Consider the following 20,545-nt stretch of genomic DNA (forward strand, 5'->3'; position numbering starts at 1 on the left):
TAATACGACATCTCTCATTGTAACCAGCAGCGCGGATTGTAGTCTAGAAGTTTCCAGAAACGTTAGGGACAAAGGACGCGTCGTTATGGGTAAAGATGATTATTACCCCAAGGAAGAGGTGCCGACCCAGATGAAAAAAAGTCGTTTGCTACTGTCATGTCTTGCCCTGTCGTTATCGTTAACCTGCGCACCGGTGTTTGCCGCTGCCCCGTCTGATACCGTGACCATACAAGTGGACCAATCGATCGTCCCTACCCCGCCGGGTACGCATTTGGCCAACGGACAAGTCATGGTGCCCATCCGCTGGGCCGCCGAGCAGCTGGGGGCGCGTTCGATTCAATGGGATGAGGAAACCCAAACCGTTACGATTGCGACGAATGAGGCCTATTACCAGAAGCTTAAGCTGGATTCCTTTATCTATAACGGCCTGCAGCCGCATTCAGCAGAAAGGGAAGCAGCGATGTGGCCCCTGCCGGAAAAAGCAAAGAGCATCTCCTTGCCCCAGTTCCCCGGAAGGGAGCTGCAGCTGAATCCGGAAGCGCCCCATTCAGGCCGCGGAATCACGATCACCATCAACAACACGCCTTCTCTCATCTACAGCGCCGAGAACATCGACGGCCATATCTACGTGCCGATGGATTGGATCGAAGAATTGTTTAAAGCCGAAGTCCAATACGATCAAGCTGCGAACAAATTAACCATCAAGGCGCTGAATCAAGCAGAGATCGAACAGCAAATCAAGCTGATCGAAGACGCGTTGATCCCCGACTCTCCGCAAGCCGCCATGAAATTGTGGGGCCGCGGCGAGCAGACGCGAAGCGCAGCCCTGCAGTACGCAGCGCTGTCCCCGGAGTTGCGGAAGCAGGCAGACGCCCGGCTTCGCGACACCTTCTGGGTGTCCGGCTTCTCCAGCCCATGGGTGGGTGCGATCACTGTGGAGCAGGAACAGAAACGAAGCGACACAGCGGTTGAATACACGGTAAGCTTCCCGGAAATCACCTCGGCAGGAGAGCCGTACACGACCGCCAAGGAAAAATTTGTCGTCGAAAAGCTCGCCGTCGACGGCAAGGAAGGTTGGTATATTACCGAAATGCTGCAGAGCAGCCCTTATGGGATTTTAGCAGAGGTGGAGTAATGTGGAGAAAAAGGTAGTCAGAAAAAACGCTTTTTCAGCAGTAGGCGTGGTCTGGCGGGGAACGTTTCAGCAAGCTGCTTCCGGCGAAATCAGAACTGTCCTCCATCTGTGCATGGAGACAAGCGAAGGGGACAAGATTCCTGAAGGCATGCGGCGCATCGACATTCCCGCCCTGACGTATGTCACCTGCAAACACGAGCGGTGGAAAAATATAAATGGCACCTATACGGACTGCTACCGGTGGATCGAGGAACAGGGGTACGCCCTGCATGAAGCCGAATACAGGCAGTTGGAGCTATATCCCGTCACCTATCACCCGCTGACAGACGAACCTGAATTCACCGTCATGATTCCCATAAAAGAAGCACTCATCTGATTGGATGAGTGCTTTCTTTGGTATCGGCAGCGCGATTACGCGTTTAATTTGCTTTTCGCTACAGTTGCCAGTTCGTTGAATGCCGCTTTGTCGTTGACAGCGAGGTCTGCCAGCATTTTGCGGTTTACTTCGACCCCTGCTACTTTTAAACCGTGCATCAGACGGCTGTAGGACAAGCCGTTGAGACGGGCTTGAGCGTTGATACGAGTGATCCACAGTTTGCGGAAATCGCGCTTCTTTTGACGGCGGTCGCGATACGCATACATCAAGGATCTCATCACTTGCTCATTCGCTGTTTTAAACAGGCGATGCTTGGAACCAAAATAGCCTTTCGCCAGTTTCAAGACCTTTTTATGACGACGGCGTGTTGTAGTGCCACCTTTTACTCTTGGCATACGAAACTCCTCCTGATCTTTCGAGCATGGCGGTCCGCTGTCGGACGCTTAGGGAGCCATGCTGCGTGAATTGGTATTGCTGTACGGATAAGAAAAGCTTACAGGTAGGTGATCAACTGCTCCATGCGCTTTTGATCGCCTTTGGACACCATAGCGGATTTGCGCAGATGGCGTTTTGCTTTGGTCGTTTTGTTGGCAAACAAGTGGCTTGTGTAAGCGTGGTCGCGTTTCAGGCGGCCGCTACCGGTTCTCTTAAAACGCTTCGCTGCACCACTGTGGGTTTTCATTTTAGGCATAGTGAATCCTCCAGTCTTCAATCTTTTTTGTTGTCCGCCTTCGGTGCCAGAATCATGATCATGCTGCGCCCGTCAATCTTTGGCTTGCGTTCGACGCTGGCGATATCCTCGCAGAGGGAAGCCACGCGTTCGAGCACCTGTTGACCGATTTCGGAGTGGGTAATTTCACGACCGCGGAAGCGGATCGAGCATTTTACCTTGTCCTCGTCAGCCAGGAACTTGCGGACATTGCGAAGTTTGGTCTGAAAATCGTGTTCTTCGATGTTGGAAGAGAAGCGAACCTCTTTAAGTTCGATGACTTTCTGATTGCGACGCGCTTCTTTCTCCTTCTTCGCCTGCTCGTATTTGAACTTGCCAAAGTCCATGATTCGGCAAACGGGGGGCTTTGCGGTTGGTGCAACGTTCACGAGGTCCAAGTTAGCCTCTTGGGCAATCCGCAAGGCCTCTCTGATTCCTACGACACCCATCTGCGCGCCATCCGGTCCAATCAAACGGACTTCACGAGCACGAATCGCTTCATTCACTAACATCTGATCCTTGCTAATAACTTGCCACCTCCATCAGCTTTCGAGAAGTGCTTGCTTGACGTCTCATACGCTTTCGTTACCTAAAAAAGTGCGAACGCGACTGCGCCCGCACTTGTCTCACCCAGGCAAAAAACCATTGGCTCAAGGCTTCAACAGATAACCTGTCAACTTTCCCTATGTGGACGTCGATTCAGGTGAGAAGCAGGGCGCTTCTTCTTCATTCTCGAATGTGAAGTTGATACTGCTTTGTAAATAATACAGGTATCTCAGGCATCTGTCAAGACTTTGACTCGTGCCTTGCGACGATGCGCTGTTTTGGCCTGATCGTTATAGTCCTGAAGAACTCATTGATTATTCCATACATGAAAATTATACATTGAAACAATTTTATCTCTTTTCAGGGAGGAATGAATAACAGGTTGTCCTGACGAAGTCCCCCAAATATCCGCCAGTTGCCCGGATCTCCTCTGGCAATCGGGTGATTTTTGAAACGTGTGACTGCTTCAACAACACGACGTTAAGGGAAACCCGTCCGCTGAATAGTCAGTGTACAATTCAACCGCAAAAAGCCAACAGCCGATCCTCCGCTTTCGGAGGTATGGACTGTTGGCTTGTTTGCTTACGCCGGGCTGCAGCCTGGCAGCCATTGTTTTATCTGTGTTCTTCGATTTCCTTCTTGATATCGGCGAGGAACTGTTCAAGCGACTGGGCACCGAGGTCCCCTACGCCGCGCTTGCGGACGGAGAGAGTGCGATCCTGCACCTCTTTTTCCCCGATGACCAGCATGTACGGGATCTTCGCCATCTGCGCTTCGCGGATCTTGTAGCCGATCTTTTCATTGCGCGCATCCAGCTCGACGCGGATGCCTGCCAGCATCATCTGCTCTTTCATCTCTTCCGCGTACAGCGCATGTGCTTCATTGATCGTCATCAAGCGCACCTGGATCGGCGCCAGCCAGGTCGGGAAGGCTCCGCCGTAGTGCTCCACCAGTATGCCGATGAAGCGGTCAAGCGATCCGTACATCGCCCGGTGCAGGACGACTGGACGGTGTTTTTCATTGTCCGCCCCGATGTAAGTGAGGTCAAATTTCTCCGGAAACTGGAAGTCCAGTTGAATCGTACCGCATTGATGGCGCCGCTTCAGCGCATCGGTGATCTGGAAGTCGATCTTCGGACCGTAGAAAGCGCCGTCGCCTTCATTGATCTCATAATCCATGTCCAGCTCGTCCAATACGTTCTTGAGTGAGCGCTCCGCAATCTCCCACAGTTCGTCGGAGCCCATCGAGTCTTCCGGACGAGTGGACAGCTCAACCGAGTATTCGAAGCCGAACACGCTGTAAATGCTGTCGATCAGCTTGATCATCCGCTTGATTTCCGCCTCGATCTGGTCCGGGCGGACAAAGACGTGGGCGTCGTCCTGGCAGAATGTGCGGACGCGCAGCATCCCGTTGAGGGCGCCCGAGTATTCGTGGCGGTGCACCTGACCAAACTCGGAGTAGCGGATCGGCAGGTCGCGATAAGAGTGCATCTTGTTTTTGTAAATCAGCATATGTCCCGGGCAGTTCATCGGTTTCAACGCGAACTTGACGCCGTCCACCTCGGAGAAGTACATGTTCTCATGGTAGTGATCCCAGTGCCCCGACTGTTCCCACAAGCGCTGGTTCATCATAAACGGCGTGCGCACTTCGGTGTAGTGAGCCAGTTCCTGCAGGCGGCGGGAGAACTGTTCCAGCTGATGGCGGATGGTCATCCCGTTGGGCAGGTAGAACGGCATTCCGGGCGCTTCCTCGGAAAACATGTACAGCTCCAGTTCCCGGCCCAGCTTGCGGTGGTCGCGCTTTTTGGCCTCCTCGATGAAGTGGAGGTATTCGTCCAGATCCGCCTTCTTCGGCCATGCCGTTCCGTAGACGCGCTGCAGCACCTGGTTGTCGGAATTGCCGCGCCAGTACGCCCCCGCTACGCTCATCAGTTTAAACGCTTTGATAAAGCCGGTAGACGGGAGGTGCGGACCGCGGCAGAGGTCAAAGAACTCCCCCTGTTCGTAAATCGTAATCTCCGCATCCTCCGGCAGGTCGCGAATCAATTCCAGCTTCAGGTGGTCGTTCAATTCCTGATAAATCGCAATCGCCTCGTCACGGCTTACTTTTTTGCGCCGAATCGGCAGGTTTTCGCGGACGATCTTTTCCATCTCCGCTTCAATCTTGCCCAGGTCTTCGGGTGTGAGAGACTCCGGGATATCCATGTCGTAGTAAAAGCCGTCCTGAATCACCGGCCCGATGCCCAGCTTTACCTCTTTGCCGTAAATGCGCTTCACCGCCTGCGCCAACAGGTGGGCGGTGCTGTGGCGGTACACTTCCAGGCCGTCGGGCGAGTCCAGAGTGACCACTTCAACAGCGGCATCCTCCGTAATCGGCGTGTAGAGATCGACCACTTTTCCATTTATTTTTCCGGCAACAGCCTTTTTCTTCAATCCAGGGCTGATCGACGCCGCCAGGTCTTCGATCGTACTGCCGGCAACCAGTTCCCGAACGGCGCCATCCGGCAGGGTAACGTTCACATGTGCCACTGTAAAAACTCCCTTCTCCTTCAAAAATAATAAAAGCGCTTCATCCCCAAGGGACGAGCGCTTGTTCTCGTGGTACCACCCTAATTCAGGCCAATTCGCCTTTTTACCAGGCAAAATGGGCCCCTCATCGAAAGATAACGGATCAATCCGACATGCCGATACTAGGTGTTCCGTTCCCGGCTGTGACTCAAAGGGGGTAGATCGTTGCGTGCTCGCAGCAGGCTTGCAGCCAAAGGCCCGCTTCTCTGTGGGCGGCAGGGCAACATCCGCGTCCTTCTCATCGTCTGTTCAGTATGGAGTATGTAATGTATTATAGGGATTTGGGACGTTGAAGTCAAGCAGGTCTAGTAGGTCAGGCAGTATGCGCAGGTCCGGCAAAACGTCACCCGCTCGCCAAAAATGCCGCTGATCGTCTCAGCCAGGGCCTTTTTCCTTTCCCCAAGGTGAAAGACGATCTGTTTGGGCGCCAGTGATACGAGCACGCTTACCCAGTAGTCCTCTTCCCGGCAGAGCCCGTCTGCCATGCCGAACAAATCATCAAACTGCTTGAGATTGAGCCGATGCCCCTGATCGTCAAAAATCCAGCCCGGCTGATCTTTGGGGAAAACGATGTGCACCAGTTCGTGCTTTGGCTCCTGTACCGAGACGAAATAGCGCAGCAGATTGACAAACTGCTGGTATTCCTGATCCCGCAGGTATTCATCGATCCCGCTCTCCACTGCGTCCGGCAATGCGGCCAGCTCCTCCTTCAAGCGAAACCGGACGAAGCCGTGAAGCACCATTTCATGATTTTCCCCCAGGTATTCAAACACTTTCCTGTACATCCTGGCCCGGCGTGATCCCCAAGGGCCTTCCGCCTCCAACCCGTACAGCACAAACTGAACGTAAGGGGAAATCACTTCCCAGTCGGAAGCGTCAGCAAGGGTGAAATCCCGGCGCAAGATCGCCCGAATCATCTCCGGTTCCAGGGTGCGAACGATCCACTCCACTACGATCAAGGCGACGAACGAACGGACGATATCCTTCGTCCCCGCTGCGGATTCCTCACCGGGCCAGCTGACAAAGGTAAACGCGTGGTAATCGCCGCGGTTTTCTTCCCGAAATTCTACGGCTACAGGGTCCGTACAAACCTGCTGTTGAACAGCCCGAACCGTCACGCGGAATCCCTCCTGCTGGGACTGCTGGTCATTCGGGAGGAATACGGATATCTTTTCCATGTTCGTCACCTCCTTTTTCTGCGAAAACGTCTTGACGTTCTTCCTAAAACATGGATCTGGCCGCTTGCGGCTGGCGAAACGGGCATGACCGTTTTTGTGTAGTTACAGTATATGTCCCCCCACTATCGATATACTTTTAAGGAGTTGGTAATTGAAGTCTCCCGCCACCTTCGGTCAGAGGCGAGAGCTTCTGCGAAAATAAGATCAAGCCTCGCTCGAAGTGCAAACACCCCCCGCAGCGGGAGGTGTCAGCCTGGAGGACATGTCTTTAGTTTTGCATGACAAAGTCGGTTTCGGCGACTTCGCCTTCCCGGAACACGCGCAGGATTTCGTATTGGGTATTGCGCTGGGCCGGGATCTTGCCGGCTTGACGAATCAGCTCCAAAATGAGGTTGGTGTTGACCTTGTACGTACACTTGGCTGCCGAGACGACGTTTTCTTCCATCATCGTCGAACCGAAGTCGTTGGCCCCGTAAGACAAGGACAGCTTGCCGTATTCCGGGCCGACAGTCACCCAGGAGGACTGGAAGTTGGGGATATTATCGATCATCAAACGGCTGATGGCCAGTGTCTTCAAGTACTCTTCCGGCGTATTGTTGACCGCCTTCATGTTGGTATTCTCAGGTTGAAACGTCCAGGTGATGAAAGCGGTAAACCCTTTTGTTTCGTCCTGGGCTTCGCGAATCCGCATGAGCGAAAGCACGCGCTCTTCCATTAGCTCGCCAAAGCCGATCACCATTGTCGCCGTGCCCGGCAACCCGACGCGGTGAGCGGCTTTTTGCGTCTCGATCCAGTTTTTCCAGGATCCTTTTAAGCGTGAAATCTTTCGGCGGGTGCGGTCGTCAAGAATCTCTCCTCCCGCTCCCGGCAGCGAATCAAGTCCGGCCGCTTTCAATTGTCGCAGCACTTCCGGGATGGGGAGTCCCGAAACCTCTGCCATCTTTTCGACCTCGGCAACAGAGAAGGAGTGCATGGTAATGTTGGGAAAACGACGCTTGATATCTCTCAGCAGGGTAAGGTAGTAATCAAACGGCAGGTCGGGATTGGTCCCGCCCTGCATAAGGATTTCCGTTCCGCCAACATCTACTGTTTCCTGGATTTTTTGTAAAATTGTCTCAGTTGGCAGCACGTATCCTTCACTTGAACCGGGACGCCGGTAAAACGCGCAAAACCGGCAATAGGTGTCACATATGTTGGTATAGTTGATATTGCGTCCAATGACAAACGTCGTGATCGGCTCAGGGTGCCATTTCTGCATGACCTGGTTGGCTGCGTGGCCGATCTTCTCGACCTCGTCGCTTTCAAACAGCGCCAAGCCGTCTTCAAGACCCAACCTTTCCCCTGCTACGGCTCTTTCTAGTATTTTGTCTATCAACTGGACCGCTCCTCTCTCCTTTTTTCTTCCCATTTGATCGTAACACAAAAAAAACGCCCTGCCTATCAGCAGGGTGTTACATCAGCGGGTCAGCCTTGTGTTCAGACCCAGGCTGGTCCGGCAGCGAATGAAGCGGGGATTGTGCGGACCCGCCCATGGACAGATTGGGGTTCAGCGGGCTGGCTGTCGTCGCCTGCTGCTTGCGGTAGACCGATGACGAAAAGATCTGGCTGGCGTTTGCACTCGCATCCTGATTCGTCCCGACACTGCTGGTCACGGTTGGCTCAGACGGCGAAGCCTGTCCGGCGTCGGTCGACCCCGCGGGCGGCTGCATGTGCGGCGGCAAAGCCTGGTCCATCGGTTGGTAGCCGCGCAGCATATTGGTTTGCGCCATCTCTTGAAACACGGGAATCTGATAGTAGCCCCGCCTGTTCATGTACGACCAGATTTCGTACGCTTGGTGAGCGCAATTGTTGGCCCCCTGCAGCATGGCCGCCCGCACTTCCGGGTCGGCACATTCCAGAGCGGCGTGCATTTTCATGACGGCACCCGTTTTGTGCAGGCCGAGAACGGCGGACGCCACGTCCCGATCACCCATCTGCTCCGGACTGCTCAGGGGCTGAACCGGGTTGGCATTCTGAACGCCGTACTGTCCCGGCTTGGACAGCGGAGTCCGATAGGGAATGGCCCGTCCTCCGCCGCGGCCGTTAATTTGGTAAATCAGATTGTTGTATTCCGTAGTCATAAACTGCATTTGGTTGGAGATGATCTGCCTGAGTTCCGGATCCCGGACAAACGGGAGATACACCTGGCAGAGATTGATCGCATCGATTGAAGCGTTTAGCACTTCGTGCAGTTCCATAATTTCATGAGCGCCAAATTGCTGCTGCATGGTTAGAGCCTCCTTATCCTTTGTGAAGTTTTGCCAATGGCCGAATGCCTATTTTGCCAGCGCTTCCATCACCCTCTAGACGAATGTACATATTATTTTTAATGTGTATCATCAATCAAAAGAGGAGAGATTCCCGTTGGTTCAAAATTATCCACCCCCAACCCCCGGATCGCATCCCGCGCCGGCAGCCGACCCTGTCATCTGGAGAAGACGCCGTTATTACGATGGTGGGGCAGCAGCTCTGCTGCCGTTTCTCGCTCTGCCATTCCTGTTTAACTACCCCTACTATTATTACCCTTACCCGCCGTATTATCCCCCGTACTATCCCCCGTACTATCCATATCCGTATCCGTACCCGTACTATCCTTACTATTAAATCTCCCTGCGGTCATAAAGACGCCAATACCTCTGTAGAACGCAGAGGTTTTTTGGCTTATAATGAATGGGTAAGAGTCATTCAAAAGGAGCGGGCCATGATCGATCAACTGACGGAATTTTTTATGCGTTTTGGAACTTGGGGACTCTTCGGACTAGCCTTTCTTGACTCCATCATTCTGCCGCTTCCCCCTTTTTTCTTGCAAATTGCCATGAGTTTTCTCAATCCATCCCACGCAATGATATATGCCACTGTCGCCTTCCTCGGCTCCATTGCGGGTGCGCCTGTTGGATATCTCATGGGCAAAGTGTTGGGGAAACCCATCCTGAACAAGATCCTGCCGCAAAAATGGATTTCCGTGGCGACAGACAAATTCGCCAAGGATGGGGACGCCGCCGTACTGGTCGGCTCGTTCACACCCATCCCCTTCAAGGTGTTTACGATTCTGTCGGGAGTATTCGGCTTTTCGTTTGTGAAGCTGATCATTTACGCGATTCTTGGGCGGGGGATCAAGTTTTTCGCGATCGGCTTGCTGTTTTTCTGGTACGGGGAATATGCGAAGACGCTGCTTGAACAATATCTTGACATCACACTGCTGGGAGTCGCTGCCGTGCTTGCAGTCGGGTGGCTGGCATTTAAGCTGGTGAGGTCGCGGAAACGCTGACCAACCGGCTTTTTTACGCCAGAAAAGCATTTTTCAATAGACAAACACCTAATTTGCATTCGCTAATATATTGTAATTGTACTTTACGTTGTTGGAGGTGAGCTAATGCCCCTGATTCGAACAAATTCTGCAGACATCGATCTGCTGGCCAGGTTGATGCGGGCTGAGGCTGAGGGGGAAGGAGAACTTGGAATGATGATGGTTGGCAACGTCGGGGTAAATCGCATTATAGCCAACTGTCTTGATTTTAAAGGGATTCGCTCCGTCTCAGACATGGTCTACCAGTCTCCTGGCGGGTTTGAATCTGTGACGCTGCCCTACTTTTACCAAAGGCCCCGGGATAAAGACAGACGGCTCGCCAGGCGGGTCATCAAGGGGGAAGCGTATTACCCGGCAACGAACGCCCTCTGGTTCTTCAGGCCGACTGGCGACTGTCCCGGCACCTGGTTTAACCAGCAGAATACGGGACGATACAAAGCGCATTGCTTTTACGCTCCAACACCGCAAGATTGCCCCCGGGTTTATTAAACATAAGCAAAAGGAGAGTATGATACATGAACGCTTACAACCCCTATTATGGGAACCAGGGACAACCGTTTCCTCCCTATCCTCCAAGTCCGTTTGGCGGGCCGGGGCCCCAGCAGCAGATGGTCCCGCCGGGTCCGAGCGGCGCTCGGATTCCAGGTGTGCCCTCCCCATACCCACCCGTAGAAGAGTCCTATATTGAAAACATTTTGCGGATGAACCTCGGGAAGATGGCAACAGTCTACATGACATTCGAAAACAACAGCGAGTGGAACGCCAAAATCTTCAAAGGCCAATTGGAAGCGGCCGGGCGCGACCACCTCATCCTCGTCGATCCGGACACGGGAATGCGCTATCTGTTGAAGATGATCAACCTGGATTACATCACCTTTACCGAACCTCTCAACTACGTTCCGCCTGCGCTGCCGAGGGGCATCCGCTAGTGTCTGCCAGAAAAAAGGGCTGTGCCCGGAAGCAGTCTCCCGCTGCCGGGTACAGCCCTACTGTCTTGCTTGGAAGCGGCGGCCGGCTTACGCCTGTGACTCGTATCCATCGATGACCAGTTCCAGCTCACCCGTGTCCGGGTGGATAATCAATCCGTGCACCGGTACGCTCTTCGGAATCAGAGGATGATTGCGGATGACCCTGACGCTGTTCTCCACGTTCTCCCTGGTGCTCTTAAATCCGGACAGGAAGCGGTTCAGATCAATCCCGGCGTTCTGCAACGTATCAAACACATTGTCCGGAATCCCCCGCTCCTTCATCTTGCTTAGCATTTCACCCGAATCTACCTGGCTCATGCCGCAATCGTGGTGGGCGATGACGTAAATCTCTTCGGCTTGGAGTGCGTAAACGGCAACCACCAGACTTCGCATGATGCTCCCAAAAGGATGGGAGATCATCGCGCCGGCATTCTTGACGATTTTGACATCCCCGTTGCGGATGTTCATCGCGTGCGGCAGCAGCTCCACCAGACGCGTATCCATGCAGGTCAGGATAACCATCCGCTTGTTGGGAAACTTGGTTGTCTGGAAGGGCTCGTATCCCTTGTTTTGAACAAACTCCCGGTTGAATTGGATAATCTCATACAGCTGTTTCAACGTCCTTCACTTCCTCGTCTGTCAGTTTCGGGCGATCCAAAAAACAAAACTGTTTTTTTATTAATTTAACCCAATCCTTGTTTCCGTGTCATTATGCCGATGGGCACTAATTTGCGGCCCAATCCAATGAATGGATTTTTTTCCAATGGGCACACTTACATTGAGTTTGGTTTAACGGGAGTGTATTGTGATGCCCTACATTCTTTCTGTCGGTACTGCCGTTCCTCCTTTTCAAGTAGACCAGGAGGAATCGATGAGGATGACCCGCCAGCTATTTGGCAGCGCTTACTCCGATATCGACCGGCTGTTGTCCGTGTTCGCCAACAGCAGCATCCGCAAACGCCACTTTTCCGTTCCCCCGGACTGGTTTCAAGCCGATCACACAGTGGGCGAGAAAAACCGGCTATACGTGGAATCAGCCTGCCGACTCGGGACCCAAGCGATTCAAAATTGCCTCAATAAACTCTCCCTTTCTGCGGCTGAAATTGATTGTTTGATCTTTGTATCCAGTACCGGTTTGGCCACTCCCAGCATCGATGCGAGGATTGTCAACCTTCTGGATATGAAAGAGCATGTCACGCGCATTCCCATCTGGGGACTGGGTTGTGCGGCCGGCGCAATGGGAGTGTCACGGGCCTTCGAGTACGTCAGGGCCTTTCCCGAAACCATGGTGCTGCTGCTGGCGGTAGAGCTGTGCGGCCTTACCTTCGTTAAAAACGACCTTTCCAAAAGCAATCTGGTCGCGACTTCGCTCTTCGCCGACGGTGCCGCTGCTGTGCTGATTGCCGGCGACGCCTGTGTGGACAGCTTGTCCCTCAGGCCTTTGGCAAAAATCATCGACCGCATCAGCACCACCTGGAAGAATTCACTTGACGTCATGGGCTGGGATGTAACGGATGACGGGCTCAAAGTGATCTTTTCCCGAGACATTCCAACGCTGATCAGACAGCGAATCCGCATGAATGTGGAACGCTTTCTCGAAAGGACCGGCATGAGCCTGACCGATATCTCCCGGTACATTCCGCACCCCGGAGGTCCAAAAGTGCTGGCAGCGTATCGGGAAGTGCTCGGTTTGCAGCCCGACCATACCAGCCTTGCGGAAGAAGTGCTGGCGGAATTTGGCAACATGTCTTCCGCTACGGTCCTGTTTGTTCTGGAAAAAAGCTTGGAGCAGCAGTGGACGCGGGGCGAATACGGGCTGGTCACGGCACTCGGCCCGGGGTTTAGTTCCGAACTTATCCTGCTTGAGTCGGGGAGGTAGCCGTGTCGATATTCTTTATCTCCGTTCTGCTGGTCGTGATTGTCCAAAGGCTGTTGGAACTGTGGCTGGCCCACCGCAATGCAGCTTTCATACGCTCGCGGGGCGGGTACGAAATTGGAGCGGATCACTACAAATACCTCGTCGGACTGCACGTCATGTTCTTTGCCAGCCTGGCAGCCGAAGTCAGCCTCGCCGACCGCCCGCTGGCTGACTGGTGGTGGGCGCCGTTTTCCCTGTTCGCAGCCGCCCAGTTGCTCCGTTACTGGTGCATTCGCAGTCTCGGGCCTTTTTGGAATACGCGCATTTTTATCCTGCCGGGTGCCAAACGGGTGACACGCGGCCCCTACCGTTATCTTCGCCATCCCAACTATTTGGTGGTCGGCATCGAGCTGCTTGCCCTTCCGTTAACCTTTTCCGCTTACTATACAGCCGCCCTGTTTACACTAGCCAACTGCTGGCTGCTCCTCGCTGTCAGAATTCCCCTGGAGGAAGACGGGCTGTCCTGAACCATTTTCGGATCAGCCAATTGTCGACTCGTCCCCCTTCATGTAAAATAGGCTAATGTACAGGCAAGGGGGACGTAAAGTTGGGCAGTACTTCGGTTATTGTGTTGACATTGCTCATGACTGCTGCTATGATCGCGATGATGGTCGTGCTGATTACGAAAGCTTATTCCCGCAAAGACGACTGATTTTCCCATATTCACATCGCCTTGTCTAGCTTTTGACTGCTTCGCCTTTTTGGGCATGCTAATGTGTGACAACCAAAAAGGAGTGGTATGATGTCAAAGCATAACGGCGTCAAAAACGAACAAGGCAGAAAGGAAAATCCCTCCCAAACACGCGCTTCCACGACGTTGAGCAAGGAAGAAGCCGCACGCAAGAAAAAAGAGCCCTAAGCGGCTCTTTTTTAACGTCAGTGAAACTCCAGATCAATCCTGCGTTTTGTCGGCGACTGCTCTTTCGGCATCCGCACTTCCAGCACGCCGTTGCGGTAAGTGGCTTTGATTCCTTCTGTCGAGACGCGGGCGGGCAGGGTTACCGAACGCCCAAACCGCCCGACAAAACGCTCGCTTCGATGCATCTGGTCGTCTTTTGCCTCGTGGGTCCGCTCGATGGTTCCGGAGATGTGCAGGATATTGTTATCTACGTCTATATTGACGTCCTCTTTCTTCTCCAGCCCGGGGATTTCACAAGATGCGACAACCTCGTTCTCTGTTTCGTACAGATCAATTTTTGGCACACCTATTTCCCGATCGTACCCAAATCCCAGCGAAAAGGGAAACAACCGGTCAAATTCTCGTCTCATCGTTTCGAAATGGCGAAAAGGTTCGTACGGTACTAAAGCCATCAAAAATCCCTCCTATCAAGATGTTACATCGTTATCTTGCGACAGCCGGATGCCCATTATGCACCGGAAACTCGACACTTTTCGGCAAAAAATACACCTTAATGGATATGGAAGCCAAATTTTATGTTATAATCTTCTCTGTCAGATTTTAGCCCAGTACTAGTAGGTGATCGCACGTGCCGACGTTTGTCAAAATTCTTACAATATTATTGGCAGCTTTTGCCTTTTTGCTCTCATTTGCCGTACCAGCATTATTGCTGTTCGGATTTCTTTGGACTGCGGGCATTTTGTTTCCAAACCTGGCCGATAATACCGAAGTACAGGACTTGATGATCCTTGCCATCTCTTCCACGATCTTTTTATTCTTCTACGAAGTGATCGGGGAACCCGTCGTCAAAAGCGTCTTGCAGCGGTTTGACTTCCCGGTCCGCCTGAAACTGATCCCCGAGATCCTCTTCGGAACGATGACGATCTACAGCTCAGCCCGTCTTTGGACACCGCATCTCCACTTTGCGCTCTCTGCCGCATTGTTTGTCGGGACACTGGATGTTACAGTCGGTTATTTTCTGGAAAATTTATACGCCAAAAAATGACTGCGAGTTCTCATCATCTACTGGCTAAATGGTTGAAGGAGGGATTGAAAACGCTTTATGACACTTAATGGAGGAGAGCACTGCCGGAATCATTCGAAGCGAGTGAAGCAACATATCGAAAGGGTACTCGCGGTTCAGCCGTTGCATTTCACGAAGGAGGGAACAAAAACGTGCTACTGGAATTAATCATTATTCTTATCGCTGCCAAAGTCGCGGGAAATCTCAGCTTGCGGCTCGGACAACCTTCCGTTTTAGGCCAATTGATCGCAGGAATTATCATTGGTCCCTCTTTATTGGGTTGGGTACATAATACGGAGGTTTTGAAGGAATTGAGCAGTCTCGGAGTGATCCTGCTGATGTTCATCGCCGGGATGGAGACCAATCTCCAGGAGTTCAAAGCCAGTGCCAAAGCCTCCACCTACGTTGGGCTCAGCGGAATTATCGTTCCTTTGCTGGGAGGGTACTTTTCCGGGCAGCTTATGGGATTGACGCAATTCGAATCGGCGCTCTTCGGTCTGGTCCTGTCGGCAACCAGCGTCAGCATCTCTGTCCAAACGCTGCGGGAGCTGGATCGCCTGAAAACGAAGGAAGGGATGGCGATACTCGGTGCCGCCGTGCTGGATGATATCGTCGTTATCGTTCTGCTCGCCTTTACGATGAGCATTCTCGGCGGTGACGTAAGCATCTCGACAGTCCTGCTGAAAATGCTGGTATTTTTCGTCGTCGGCATCTTCGCAGCCTGGAAGCTTGTCCCGTGGATTTTGCGAAAATTTTCCCATACCAATATTCCTCAAGGCATGACCGTCCTGGCGGTGATCCTATGCCTTGCCTTCGCTTACTTTGCCGAAGAGACAGGCATCTCCGACATCATCGGGGCGTATTTGGCGGGGATCGCGATCTCCCGAACGGAATTCCAGGAAAAGATCATGGAACGGGTGGAAGTGCTCAGTTATTCCCTCTTCGTCCCGATCTTCTTCATCAGCATCGGGCTTAGTACGGAAATCGGCGGACTCGATTCTCTTTGGCTCATCTTGCCGTTTGGACTGTTAGCCGTACTGTCAAAATGGATCGGAGGCGGCCTGGGAGCAAAACTGGCAGGTTTCTCCTGGAGCAGCTCCTCCAGAGTGGGCGCGGGCATGATCTCCCGGGGAGAAGTCGCCCTCATCCTGGCCTCATTGGGACTGGAGAGAGGATTCTTCAGCCCTGCCTTGTTCTCGATTCTCGTGATGGTCGTGCTGTTCACGACCATTGTGACACCGCCGATCCTGAAGCTGCTGTTTCAGGACAAAAAGAAATTTGCCACCGAATAAGATCCGGAAGAGAGCACATCAAGCGTGCTCTCTTCCTTTTTTTGGCGCGTCAAGAGAAACCGCGCAGCAGCATCCAGATGGTCAAAGCAAATGACAAACCGCCGACGAAATAAGCGCCAAAGGCTCCGACCGGCAGCTTTCTCTTCCCCAGCCAGCGGCCAAAATTGATCGTGTAAATCAGGATTCCAAGCGGTATGAGCGCTTCGATTATGAAAATGACAACATACATGCTTCGCACCTCCTTACCTAGGCAGTACCGGGCGCAGCACGCTGCCTATTCTCCTTATCTCTATCTTTACGTCCACGTTCACGATCGCGTTTTTAAACGCATTCCTGCGATCAAAATGTTGCATCTCCCCCACTGTGGCAAACTGTCCGCGGGACCGCGAGAGGATCCCGAACGGATCGCACTGGTGGGTGTGGTAAACCTTTTTCATCAGTTCTACCTGCCTTTTTTCCAGTTCCTTGCTGACCTGTTTCTCCAGCAGTGAGATATTTTTGGGAGTCGTGTAATTCACCTCGCTGTGGACGCCGATTAGCGTAGCTTCCAGCTTTTCACTGAGGTGGATCCGGATCGGATTTGCCTTCAAGTCCACCTGCAGTTTCGGCGGCTTGGCGTATTTCAACTCCAAGGTGACAAGTTCTTTTTTTCTGAGGGGGTCGGTAAAGTGAAACTTGATCTGCGGCATTTCGCCCCGAATCATCGTCAGCATTCTAGATTCTTTCGTATCCAACATTCCGACCAGCTTGTCCTCCCTAAACAAGGCAGTCCCGGCAAAATCGACGGGATTCCCTCCCTCTCGCGCGATGTCACCGGCCAAAAACGCCATCTTCTTGTCTTGGGGGATGCTTTTTTCATCCTTTGCTGCCTCCTTGTTTACGGCAATGACACTGGCGACGGGATCGTCGGTTGCTGTCTCCATCATGTAGATAAAGGTGTGCAAGCTGGCAGGAAATGCTTGTCCGGTATTCTTCATCACAGCGTTAGTCGATAGGGTTAAACGGTGAACCGACTGTTCCAATATCGGCTTGTCCATGAGCAGCAGTTCCCTTACCTCGCCTCTGACGATGGAAATCGTAATCGTCCGGCGAAATTCACGATAGCGGCTGAGGGGCCGCAAATGCTTGATCAACCCTTTCCTCGCCAAGGAATCGCTGAACAGTATATGGGACATGTGGCTGAAGTCGAGGCGGCGTTCGATATTCGTTTGCAGCAGTGTAATCGCCTCGATGATCGACTTGGCTCTGACGGTAATTGGCTTCGCTCCGCTTAACACTTCCTCGCCGCTTCCGCCGCTTGTTCCTTCCTGGCCTGCCAGCTTTCGCGGTATGGAAACGCGAATCGATACGTCGATGTGGTCGTCCGGTGCTTCATCGATGCCGACGGCTGCGACAAATGCTACTTCTTCCAGTTCAATTTTGTCATAGCACCCGCCGAGCAGAAACGGCATCAATGCAACAACCGGAATAAGGCAAAGCACCTTTGGATTCATCTTGGAGCAGACCTCCCACGTGTAAAAGGATTGCACAGCCTGGCCCACAGCAGCAAAGCGGCAGGCAAGGTGATCACCGCAAGCCAACTCCAATTAATGACGACAATGATATACCAGCTTAATGTCTCTGGAAAGTTTTTCGGATAAAAGGCCAGCACGTAAACCATTAACATGATCGCCGGGATGAGCGGACGATTTACCGGCATCTTGCACAGGATGGCGACCAGATAGGAAGTGATCCAGATGTCAATGGCTGTCTTGATCAGGGCCATGGAGATCCAGATGAAGACATACCCGGATTCCAGGCGCTGGATAAACCTCCCGATTCTCGCCAACCTGCCCAACTGGTACATCGGATACGGGCTCTCCAAAGCAGCTTCATACGGGAACACCATTAAAAAAACAAGCGTTACTACGGCATAAAAAAAGCCGATGATAATCAGGCTCCAATACCCGATCGCTTTGCTGTCCCGCGAATCATGCAGGAGAGGAGACAAAATCACCAGCAGCAATATATTATTAAATTGCCCCGTTACGACAAGGCTGTAGCTGAGCACTGATGGTATGCCGTCGCCCCAAAGCGGAAGCAGGTAATAAGGCCGATACCAATTCCAGTTCAGCAGCAGCAGCGAAATGACTCCGCCGATCGCAATCGGAAAGAAGATCCAGGAGATTCGCGATAAACCTTCAACCCCCTTGTAAGTACAGTAAAACGTAACCAGGACAAAGGGGATGAGCACAAACGACAGCGGTGACTGCGGCAGGACCGTTGTCACCACTGTTTCCGTAAACAGTCTGGTTTCAATCCCTGCGTCTATGACCAGATAGATAATGATCAACAGCAGGATGGGAACTCGCAGCCAGCCTGTCTTTAGCGGTTGATTGGTGTGCGAATCAGTGAGCACCGGCGCGATAACCGCCCAGATCACCATGCAAATCAACATGGCAATGATCGGCGGCATCCAGGCAGCCGTACCGGTATTTTCGGCAAACTGTTGGGGATCACTCAAAAAAATGTCCGCGATCCCGCTGATCGTTACCAACGCGAATAGCTCTACCTTGCCCAGATGGCCTGTCTTAATCATCCTGATCGCGCTCCTCTTTCATGCCTGACCGGGCTTCCCTGGAGTCGTGCACGGTAGGATCCCAGGTGCGGGTAATCGTATTTTCCCTGTGTTCTCTTCCTGTGAAGAGCGGACTCGGCCGATGTGTTTCCTTATACGGCTCTACCCTCACCATCGTATCGCCGACAGGTGGTTGAAACGGGGCCATCGGAGACAAGATGGGAACACCGAACGATTTGGAGCAGGCCCACTGCATGAGCAAGGCGATCACTCCCAGGGTAATGCCGTAGAATCCCCAAAAAGAAGCCAGGAGGACATAGCCAAACCTGAGCACCCTGATCCCGAGTGCAAAGCCGGTATTGGGCATGGTAAATGTAGCGAGAGTAGTAATCGCCACGACGATGACCAACAGCGGGGAGACAACCCTGGCCTGAACGGCTGCTTCGCCCAGAATCAGCGCCCCGACGATTCCGATCGTCGGTCCGATGACGTTGGGGATCCTGATCCCCGCCTCCAGGATCAGTTCAATGCCGAACTCCATCATGATTACCTCGAAGATCAGCGGAAACGGCACCTTTTCTCTGGCGGCGGCAATGGCCAGCATCAAATCGGTCGGGATCATCTCCGGATGGTAATTGGCGATGGCGATGTACTGGGCCGGCAGCAGCAAGGCTATGATCAAGGAGAGGATGCGGCCCACCCGGATGACGCTGGCGATGGGAGAACGCATGTAGTAATCCTCCGACGTCTGCATCATGGACCAGATCATCGTCGGCATGATCAAGGCAAATGAACTTTGCCCGACAAACACCGCGACAAACCCTTCCGCCAAAGAGGCTGCCACCCGGTCCGGCCGCTCCGTAGAGGTCATTTTTGGGATCAGCAGGGCGGTGCGGTCTTCGATGTACTGTTCCAACACGCCGCTGTCCTGCAGGAAATCAGCCTTGATTGCGTTGATGCGCCGCTTCACTTCGCTGACCAATTTGGGATTGGCAATGCCTTTTACGTACATGATCGCCACATCTGTCGGCGCCAGCTTTCCCACCTGTGTCATTTCCGTGATCAGGTGTTCCGTGCGCAGCCGCGAACGGACCAGACCCGTATTGGTCCGCAGATTTTCCGTAAAGGCATCATGCGGACCGCGGATGGCTGCCTCTGCCTTGGAATCGGAGACGTTGCGGTGTTCCCAGCCCTTTGTCTCAACCAAAAACGCCACGTCAACACCATCTACAAACACAGCGGTTGACCCGGCCAAAATATTTTTCTTCACGTCCTCCCATCTCTCGTACTGCATCACCTGATTGCCGGGCAAAAGGGTGTTCTTGATCATCTGAAAACGGGAATTGTCCCGTTTCTCTTCGGGAAGCGCAGCCAGCATCATAAGCGGTTCCAGAATGTTGTTGTTGATCACTTTGCTGTCTACGAGTCCTTCTGTAAAAACAATCATCGCCTCGATCGGCGGATGAAGCGGAATCCAAAATTCGCGAACGACGATGTCCGAGTTTTTTGGCAAATAAAAGTCTCTTTCAATCCTTTTCTTGTTGAGGGAGATATCGGAGAAGACCTGTGGGGAATCCAGGCTTCTGGTGTCCGGCTTTTTCTGCAGTTCGCGAATCGTCTTAATGCGTTTTTTGTTACCCTGCTTTTTCTCCTCGGGAGGAACTCCAAGTTCTTCGTTCGAGTATTTCTGAGCCTCTTCATTGGTGGGCGTCAAGTAAAAATCTTCGTCCAGAATGGTATCATCAACGGTGAACAATCTGCCAATCTTCGACCAAAAAGACACTCGCAGTTCTTCCTTTCCCTCTGCTCATTTGATTGTAGAATTTGCCAATTGGCCGTTCCTTATGCAATAAAAAAAGCAGCCGACTCCTTTTTCGGAAATCGGCTTTTTCACAGACAGACAATCAATCGAGGTGGCCCTTTTTATAGTCATATGAACAAAACGTGCAGAAGGGCACTGCAAATCCAGGTTTGTTCAAAAATACGCCAAGATTTCTTCACCGTTCGTTAACAAACATCAGCACATGATTA

General features: G+C 52.6%; 23 protein-coding genes. 10 read left to right on the forward strand and 13 right to left on the reverse strand.

Going from position 1 to position 20,545, the window contains the following annotated elements:
- Positions 1-85 precede the first annotated feature (85 nt).
- Both HGBM_RS06700 and HGBM_RS06705 read left to right on the forward strand, forming a co-directional pair.
- Positions 86-1,135 carry a copper amine oxidase N-terminal domain-containing protein gene (locus HGBM_RS06700; RefSeq protein WP_019120322.1) on the forward strand — a complete coding sequence of 350 codons (1,050 nt, stop codon included), beginning with the start codon at positions 86-88 and terminating at the stop codon, positions 1,133-1,135.
- Position 1,136: 1 nt separating this feature from the next.
- The gene (locus HGBM_RS06705; RefSeq protein WP_019120323.1) at positions 1,137-1,511 is read left to right on the forward strand and encodes a GyrI-like domain-containing protein; all 375 of its coding nucleotides are present in this window, start codon (positions 1,137-1,139) and stop codon (positions 1,509-1,511) included.
- A gap of 35 nt (positions 1,512-1,546) precedes the next feature.
- Here the strand turns inward: HGBM_RS06705 and rplT are convergent, their stop codons facing one another.
- From rplT to HGBM_RS26840, 7 genes are all read right to left on the reverse strand, one after another.
- Positions 1,547-1,906, reverse strand: a complete 360-nt coding sequence (gene rplT, locus HGBM_RS06710) for a 50S ribosomal protein L20 (RefSeq protein WP_019120324.1) — start codon at positions 1,904-1,906, stop codon at positions 1,547-1,549.
- A gap of 98 nt (positions 1,907-2,004) precedes the next feature.
- On the reverse strand, positions 2,005-2,202 hold the full coding sequence (rpmI, locus tag HGBM_RS06715) for a 50S ribosomal protein L35 (RefSeq protein ID WP_019120325.1): 198 nt from the start codon (positions 2,200-2,202) through the stop codon (positions 2,005-2,007).
- A 17-nt stretch (positions 2,203-2,219) separates the two neighbouring features.
- Positions 2,220-2,732 (reverse strand): translation initiation factor IF-3, encoded by a 513-nt coding sequence (infC, locus tag HGBM_RS06720; protein ID WP_019120326.1) that lies wholly within the window; start codon positions 2,730-2,732, stop codon positions 2,220-2,222.
- 648 nt (positions 2,733-3,380) lie between these two features.
- Positions 3,381-5,294, reverse strand: a complete 1,914-nt coding sequence (thrS, locus tag HGBM_RS06725; protein ID WP_019120327.1) for a threonine--tRNA ligase — start codon at positions 5,292-5,294, stop codon at positions 3,381-3,383.
- A 344-nt stretch (positions 5,295-5,638) separates the two neighbouring features.
- Entirely contained in the window at positions 5,639-6,511 is an 873-nt protein-coding gene (ytxC, locus tag HGBM_RS26835) for a putative sporulation protein YtxC (RefSeq protein WP_019120328.1), read from the reverse strand.
- 268 nt (positions 6,512-6,779) lie between these two features.
- Complete coding sequence (gene mqnC / locus HGBM_RS06735; protein WP_026074253.1) at positions 6,780-7,886, reverse strand: cyclic dehypoxanthinyl futalosine synthase; 1,107 nt, start codon at positions 7,884-7,886, stop codon at positions 6,780-6,782.
- Positions 7,887-7,962: 76 nt separating this feature from the next.
- Entirely contained in the window at positions 7,963-8,778 is an 816-nt protein-coding gene (locus HGBM_RS26840; protein ID WP_019120330.1) for a spore coat protein, read from the reverse strand.
- A 136-nt stretch (positions 8,779-8,914) separates the two neighbouring features.
- Between HGBM_RS26840 and HGBM_RS30935 the strand changes: the two genes are divergently transcribed.
- The 4 genes from HGBM_RS30935 (at position 8,915) to gerQ (ending at position 10,786) form a co-directional block, all read left to right on the forward strand.
- Positions 8,915-9,154: a hypothetical protein gene (locus tag HGBM_RS30935; protein ID WP_081590102.1), complete on the forward strand. Its 240-nt coding sequence runs from the start codon at positions 8,915-8,917 to the stop codon at positions 9,152-9,154.
- Positions 9,155-9,251: 97 nt separating this feature from the next.
- Positions 9,252-9,818 (forward strand): YqaA family protein, encoded by a 567-nt coding sequence (locus HGBM_RS06745; protein ID WP_019120331.1) that lies wholly within the window; start codon positions 9,252-9,254, stop codon positions 9,816-9,818.
- Between the two features lie 105 nt (positions 9,819-9,923).
- Positions 9,924-10,346, forward strand: coding sequence for a cell wall hydrolase (locus HGBM_RS06750; protein WP_019120332.1), 423 nt, complete (start codon positions 9,924-9,926; stop codon positions 10,344-10,346).
- Positions 10,347-10,372: 26 nt separating this feature from the next.
- Entirely contained in the window at positions 10,373-10,786 is a 414-nt protein-coding gene (gene gerQ / locus HGBM_RS06755) for a spore coat protein GerQ (RefSeq protein WP_019120333.1), read from the forward strand.
- Positions 10,787-10,873: 87 nt separating this feature from the next.
- Here gerQ and HGBM_RS06760 read toward each other — a convergent pair whose 3' ends face one another.
- Complete coding sequence (locus HGBM_RS06760) at positions 10,874-11,443, reverse strand: beta-class carbonic anhydrase (protein ID WP_019120334.1); 570 nt, start codon at positions 11,441-11,443, stop codon at positions 10,874-10,876.
- Between the two features lie 190 nt (positions 11,444-11,633).
- Between HGBM_RS06760 and HGBM_RS06765 the strand changes: the two genes are divergently transcribed.
- Both HGBM_RS06765 and HGBM_RS06770 read left to right on the forward strand, forming a co-directional pair.
- A complete protein-coding gene (locus HGBM_RS06765; protein ID WP_019120335.1) occupies positions 11,634-12,704 on the forward strand; it encodes a type III polyketide synthase in 1,071 nt (356 codons plus the stop codon).
- A gap of 2 nt (positions 12,705-12,706) precedes the next feature.
- Positions 12,707-13,210: an isoprenylcysteine carboxyl methyltransferase family protein gene (locus tag HGBM_RS06770; RefSeq protein WP_019120336.1), complete on the forward strand. Its 504-nt coding sequence runs from the start codon at positions 12,707-12,709 to the stop codon at positions 13,208-13,210.
- A 409-nt stretch (positions 13,211-13,619) separates the two neighbouring features.
- Here the strand turns inward: HGBM_RS06770 and HGBM_RS06785 are convergent, their stop codons facing one another.
- Positions 13,620-14,054, reverse strand: coding sequence for an Hsp20/alpha crystallin family protein (locus tag HGBM_RS06785; protein ID WP_019120339.1), 435 nt, complete (start codon positions 14,052-14,054; stop codon positions 13,620-13,622).
- A gap of 176 nt (positions 14,055-14,230) precedes the next feature.
- On the opposite strand from HGBM_RS06785, the gene HGBM_RS06790 reads away from it, so the two are divergent.
- A complete protein-coding gene (locus HGBM_RS06790) occupies positions 14,231-14,647 on the forward strand; it encodes a hypothetical protein (protein ID WP_019120340.1) in 417 nt (138 codons plus the stop codon).
- 170 nt (positions 14,648-14,817) lie between these two features.
- A complete protein-coding gene (locus HGBM_RS06795) occupies positions 14,818-15,957 on the forward strand; it encodes a cation:proton antiporter (RefSeq protein WP_019120341.1) in 1,140 nt (379 codons plus the stop codon).
- A gap of 49 nt (positions 15,958-16,006) precedes the next feature.
- Here the strand turns inward: HGBM_RS06795 and HGBM_RS06800 are convergent, their stop codons facing one another.
- From HGBM_RS06800 to HGBM_RS06815, 4 genes are read right to left on the reverse strand one after another with little or no spacing between them, the layout of a single operon-like run.
- Positions 16,007-16,186, reverse strand: coding sequence for a hypothetical protein (locus HGBM_RS06800; RefSeq protein ID WP_019120342.1), 180 nt, complete (start codon positions 16,184-16,186; stop codon positions 16,007-16,009).
- Positions 16,187-16,199: 13 nt separating this feature from the next.
- Positions 16,200-17,450 (reverse strand): Ger(x)C family spore germination protein, encoded by a 1,251-nt coding sequence (locus HGBM_RS06805; RefSeq protein ID WP_019120343.1) that lies wholly within the window; start codon positions 17,448-17,450, stop codon positions 16,200-16,202.
- Positions 17,447-18,535 (reverse strand): GerAB/ArcD/ProY family transporter, encoded by a 1,089-nt coding sequence (locus HGBM_RS06810; protein ID WP_019120344.1) that lies wholly within the window; start codon positions 18,533-18,535, stop codon positions 17,447-17,449. The genes HGBM_RS06805 and HGBM_RS06810 overlap by 4 nt, the downstream gene beginning before the upstream one ends.
- On the reverse strand, positions 18,528-20,297 hold the full coding sequence (locus HGBM_RS06815; RefSeq protein ID WP_019120345.1) for a spore germination protein: 1,770 nt from the start codon (positions 20,295-20,297) through the stop codon (positions 18,528-18,530). Before HGBM_RS06815 ends, HGBM_RS06810 begins: the two co-directional genes overlap by 8 nt.
- Positions 20,298-20,545 lie beyond the last annotated feature (248 nt).

Source organism: Brevibacillus massiliensis (genome assembly GCF_000311785.1).
GTDB classification, from domain to species: domain Bacteria; phylum Bacillota; class Bacilli; order Brevibacillales; family Brevibacillaceae; genus Brevibacillus_C; species Brevibacillus_C massiliensis.

Bases quoted from the DNA above. Each gene is read 5' to 3' on its own strand.
- HGBM_RS06785 (WP_019120339.1), bottom strand. From the start codon at position 14,054: ATGGCTTTAGTACCGTACGAACCTTTTCGCCATTTCGAAACGATGAGA.
- HGBM_RS26840 (WP_019120330.1), bottom strand. From the start codon at position 8,778: ATGCAGCAGCAATTTGGCGCTCATGAAATTATGGAACTGCACGAAGTG.
- ytxC (WP_019120328.1), bottom strand. From the start codon at position 6,511: ATGGAAAAGATATCCGTATTCCTCCCGAATGACCAGCAGTCCCAGCAG.
- HGBM_RS06700 (WP_019120322.1), top strand. From the start codon at position 86: ATGGGTAAAGATGATTATTACCCCAAGGAAGAGGTGCCGACCCAGATG.
- HGBM_RS06765 (WP_019120335.1), top strand. From the start codon at position 11,634: ATGCCCTACATTCTTTCTGTCGGTACTGCCGTTCCTCCTTTTCAAGTA.
- HGBM_RS06745 (WP_019120331.1), top strand. From the start codon at position 9,252: ATGATCGATCAACTGACGGAATTTTTTATGCGTTTTGGAACTTGGGGA.
- rplT (WP_019120324.1), bottom strand. From the start codon at position 1,906: ATGCCAAGAGTAAAAGGTGGCACTACAACACGCCGTCGTCATAAAAAG.
- HGBM_RS06750 (WP_019120332.1), top strand. From the start codon at position 9,924: ATGCCCCTGATTCGAACAAATTCTGCAGACATCGATCTGCTGGCCAGG.
- HGBM_RS06800 (WP_019120342.1), bottom strand. From the start codon at position 16,186: ATGTATGTTGTCATTTTCATAATCGAAGCGCTCATACCGCTTGGAATC.
- gerQ (WP_019120333.1), top strand. From the start codon at position 10,373: ATGAACGCTTACAACCCCTATTATGGGAACCAGGGACAACCGTTTCCT.
- infC (WP_019120326.1), bottom strand. From the start codon at position 2,732: ATGTTAGTGAATGAAGCGATTCGTGCTCGTGAAGTCCGTTTGATTGGA.
- rpmI (WP_019120325.1), bottom strand. From the start codon at position 2,202: ATGCCTAAAATGAAAACCCACAGTGGTGCAGCGAAGCGTTTTAAGAGA.
- HGBM_RS06810 (WP_019120344.1), bottom strand. From the start codon at position 18,535: ATGATTAAGACAGGCCATCTGGGCAAGGTAGAGCTATTCGCGTTGGTA.
- HGBM_RS06805 (WP_019120343.1), bottom strand. From the start codon at position 17,450: ATGAATCCAAAGGTGCTTTGCCTTATTCCGGTTGTTGCATTGATGCCG.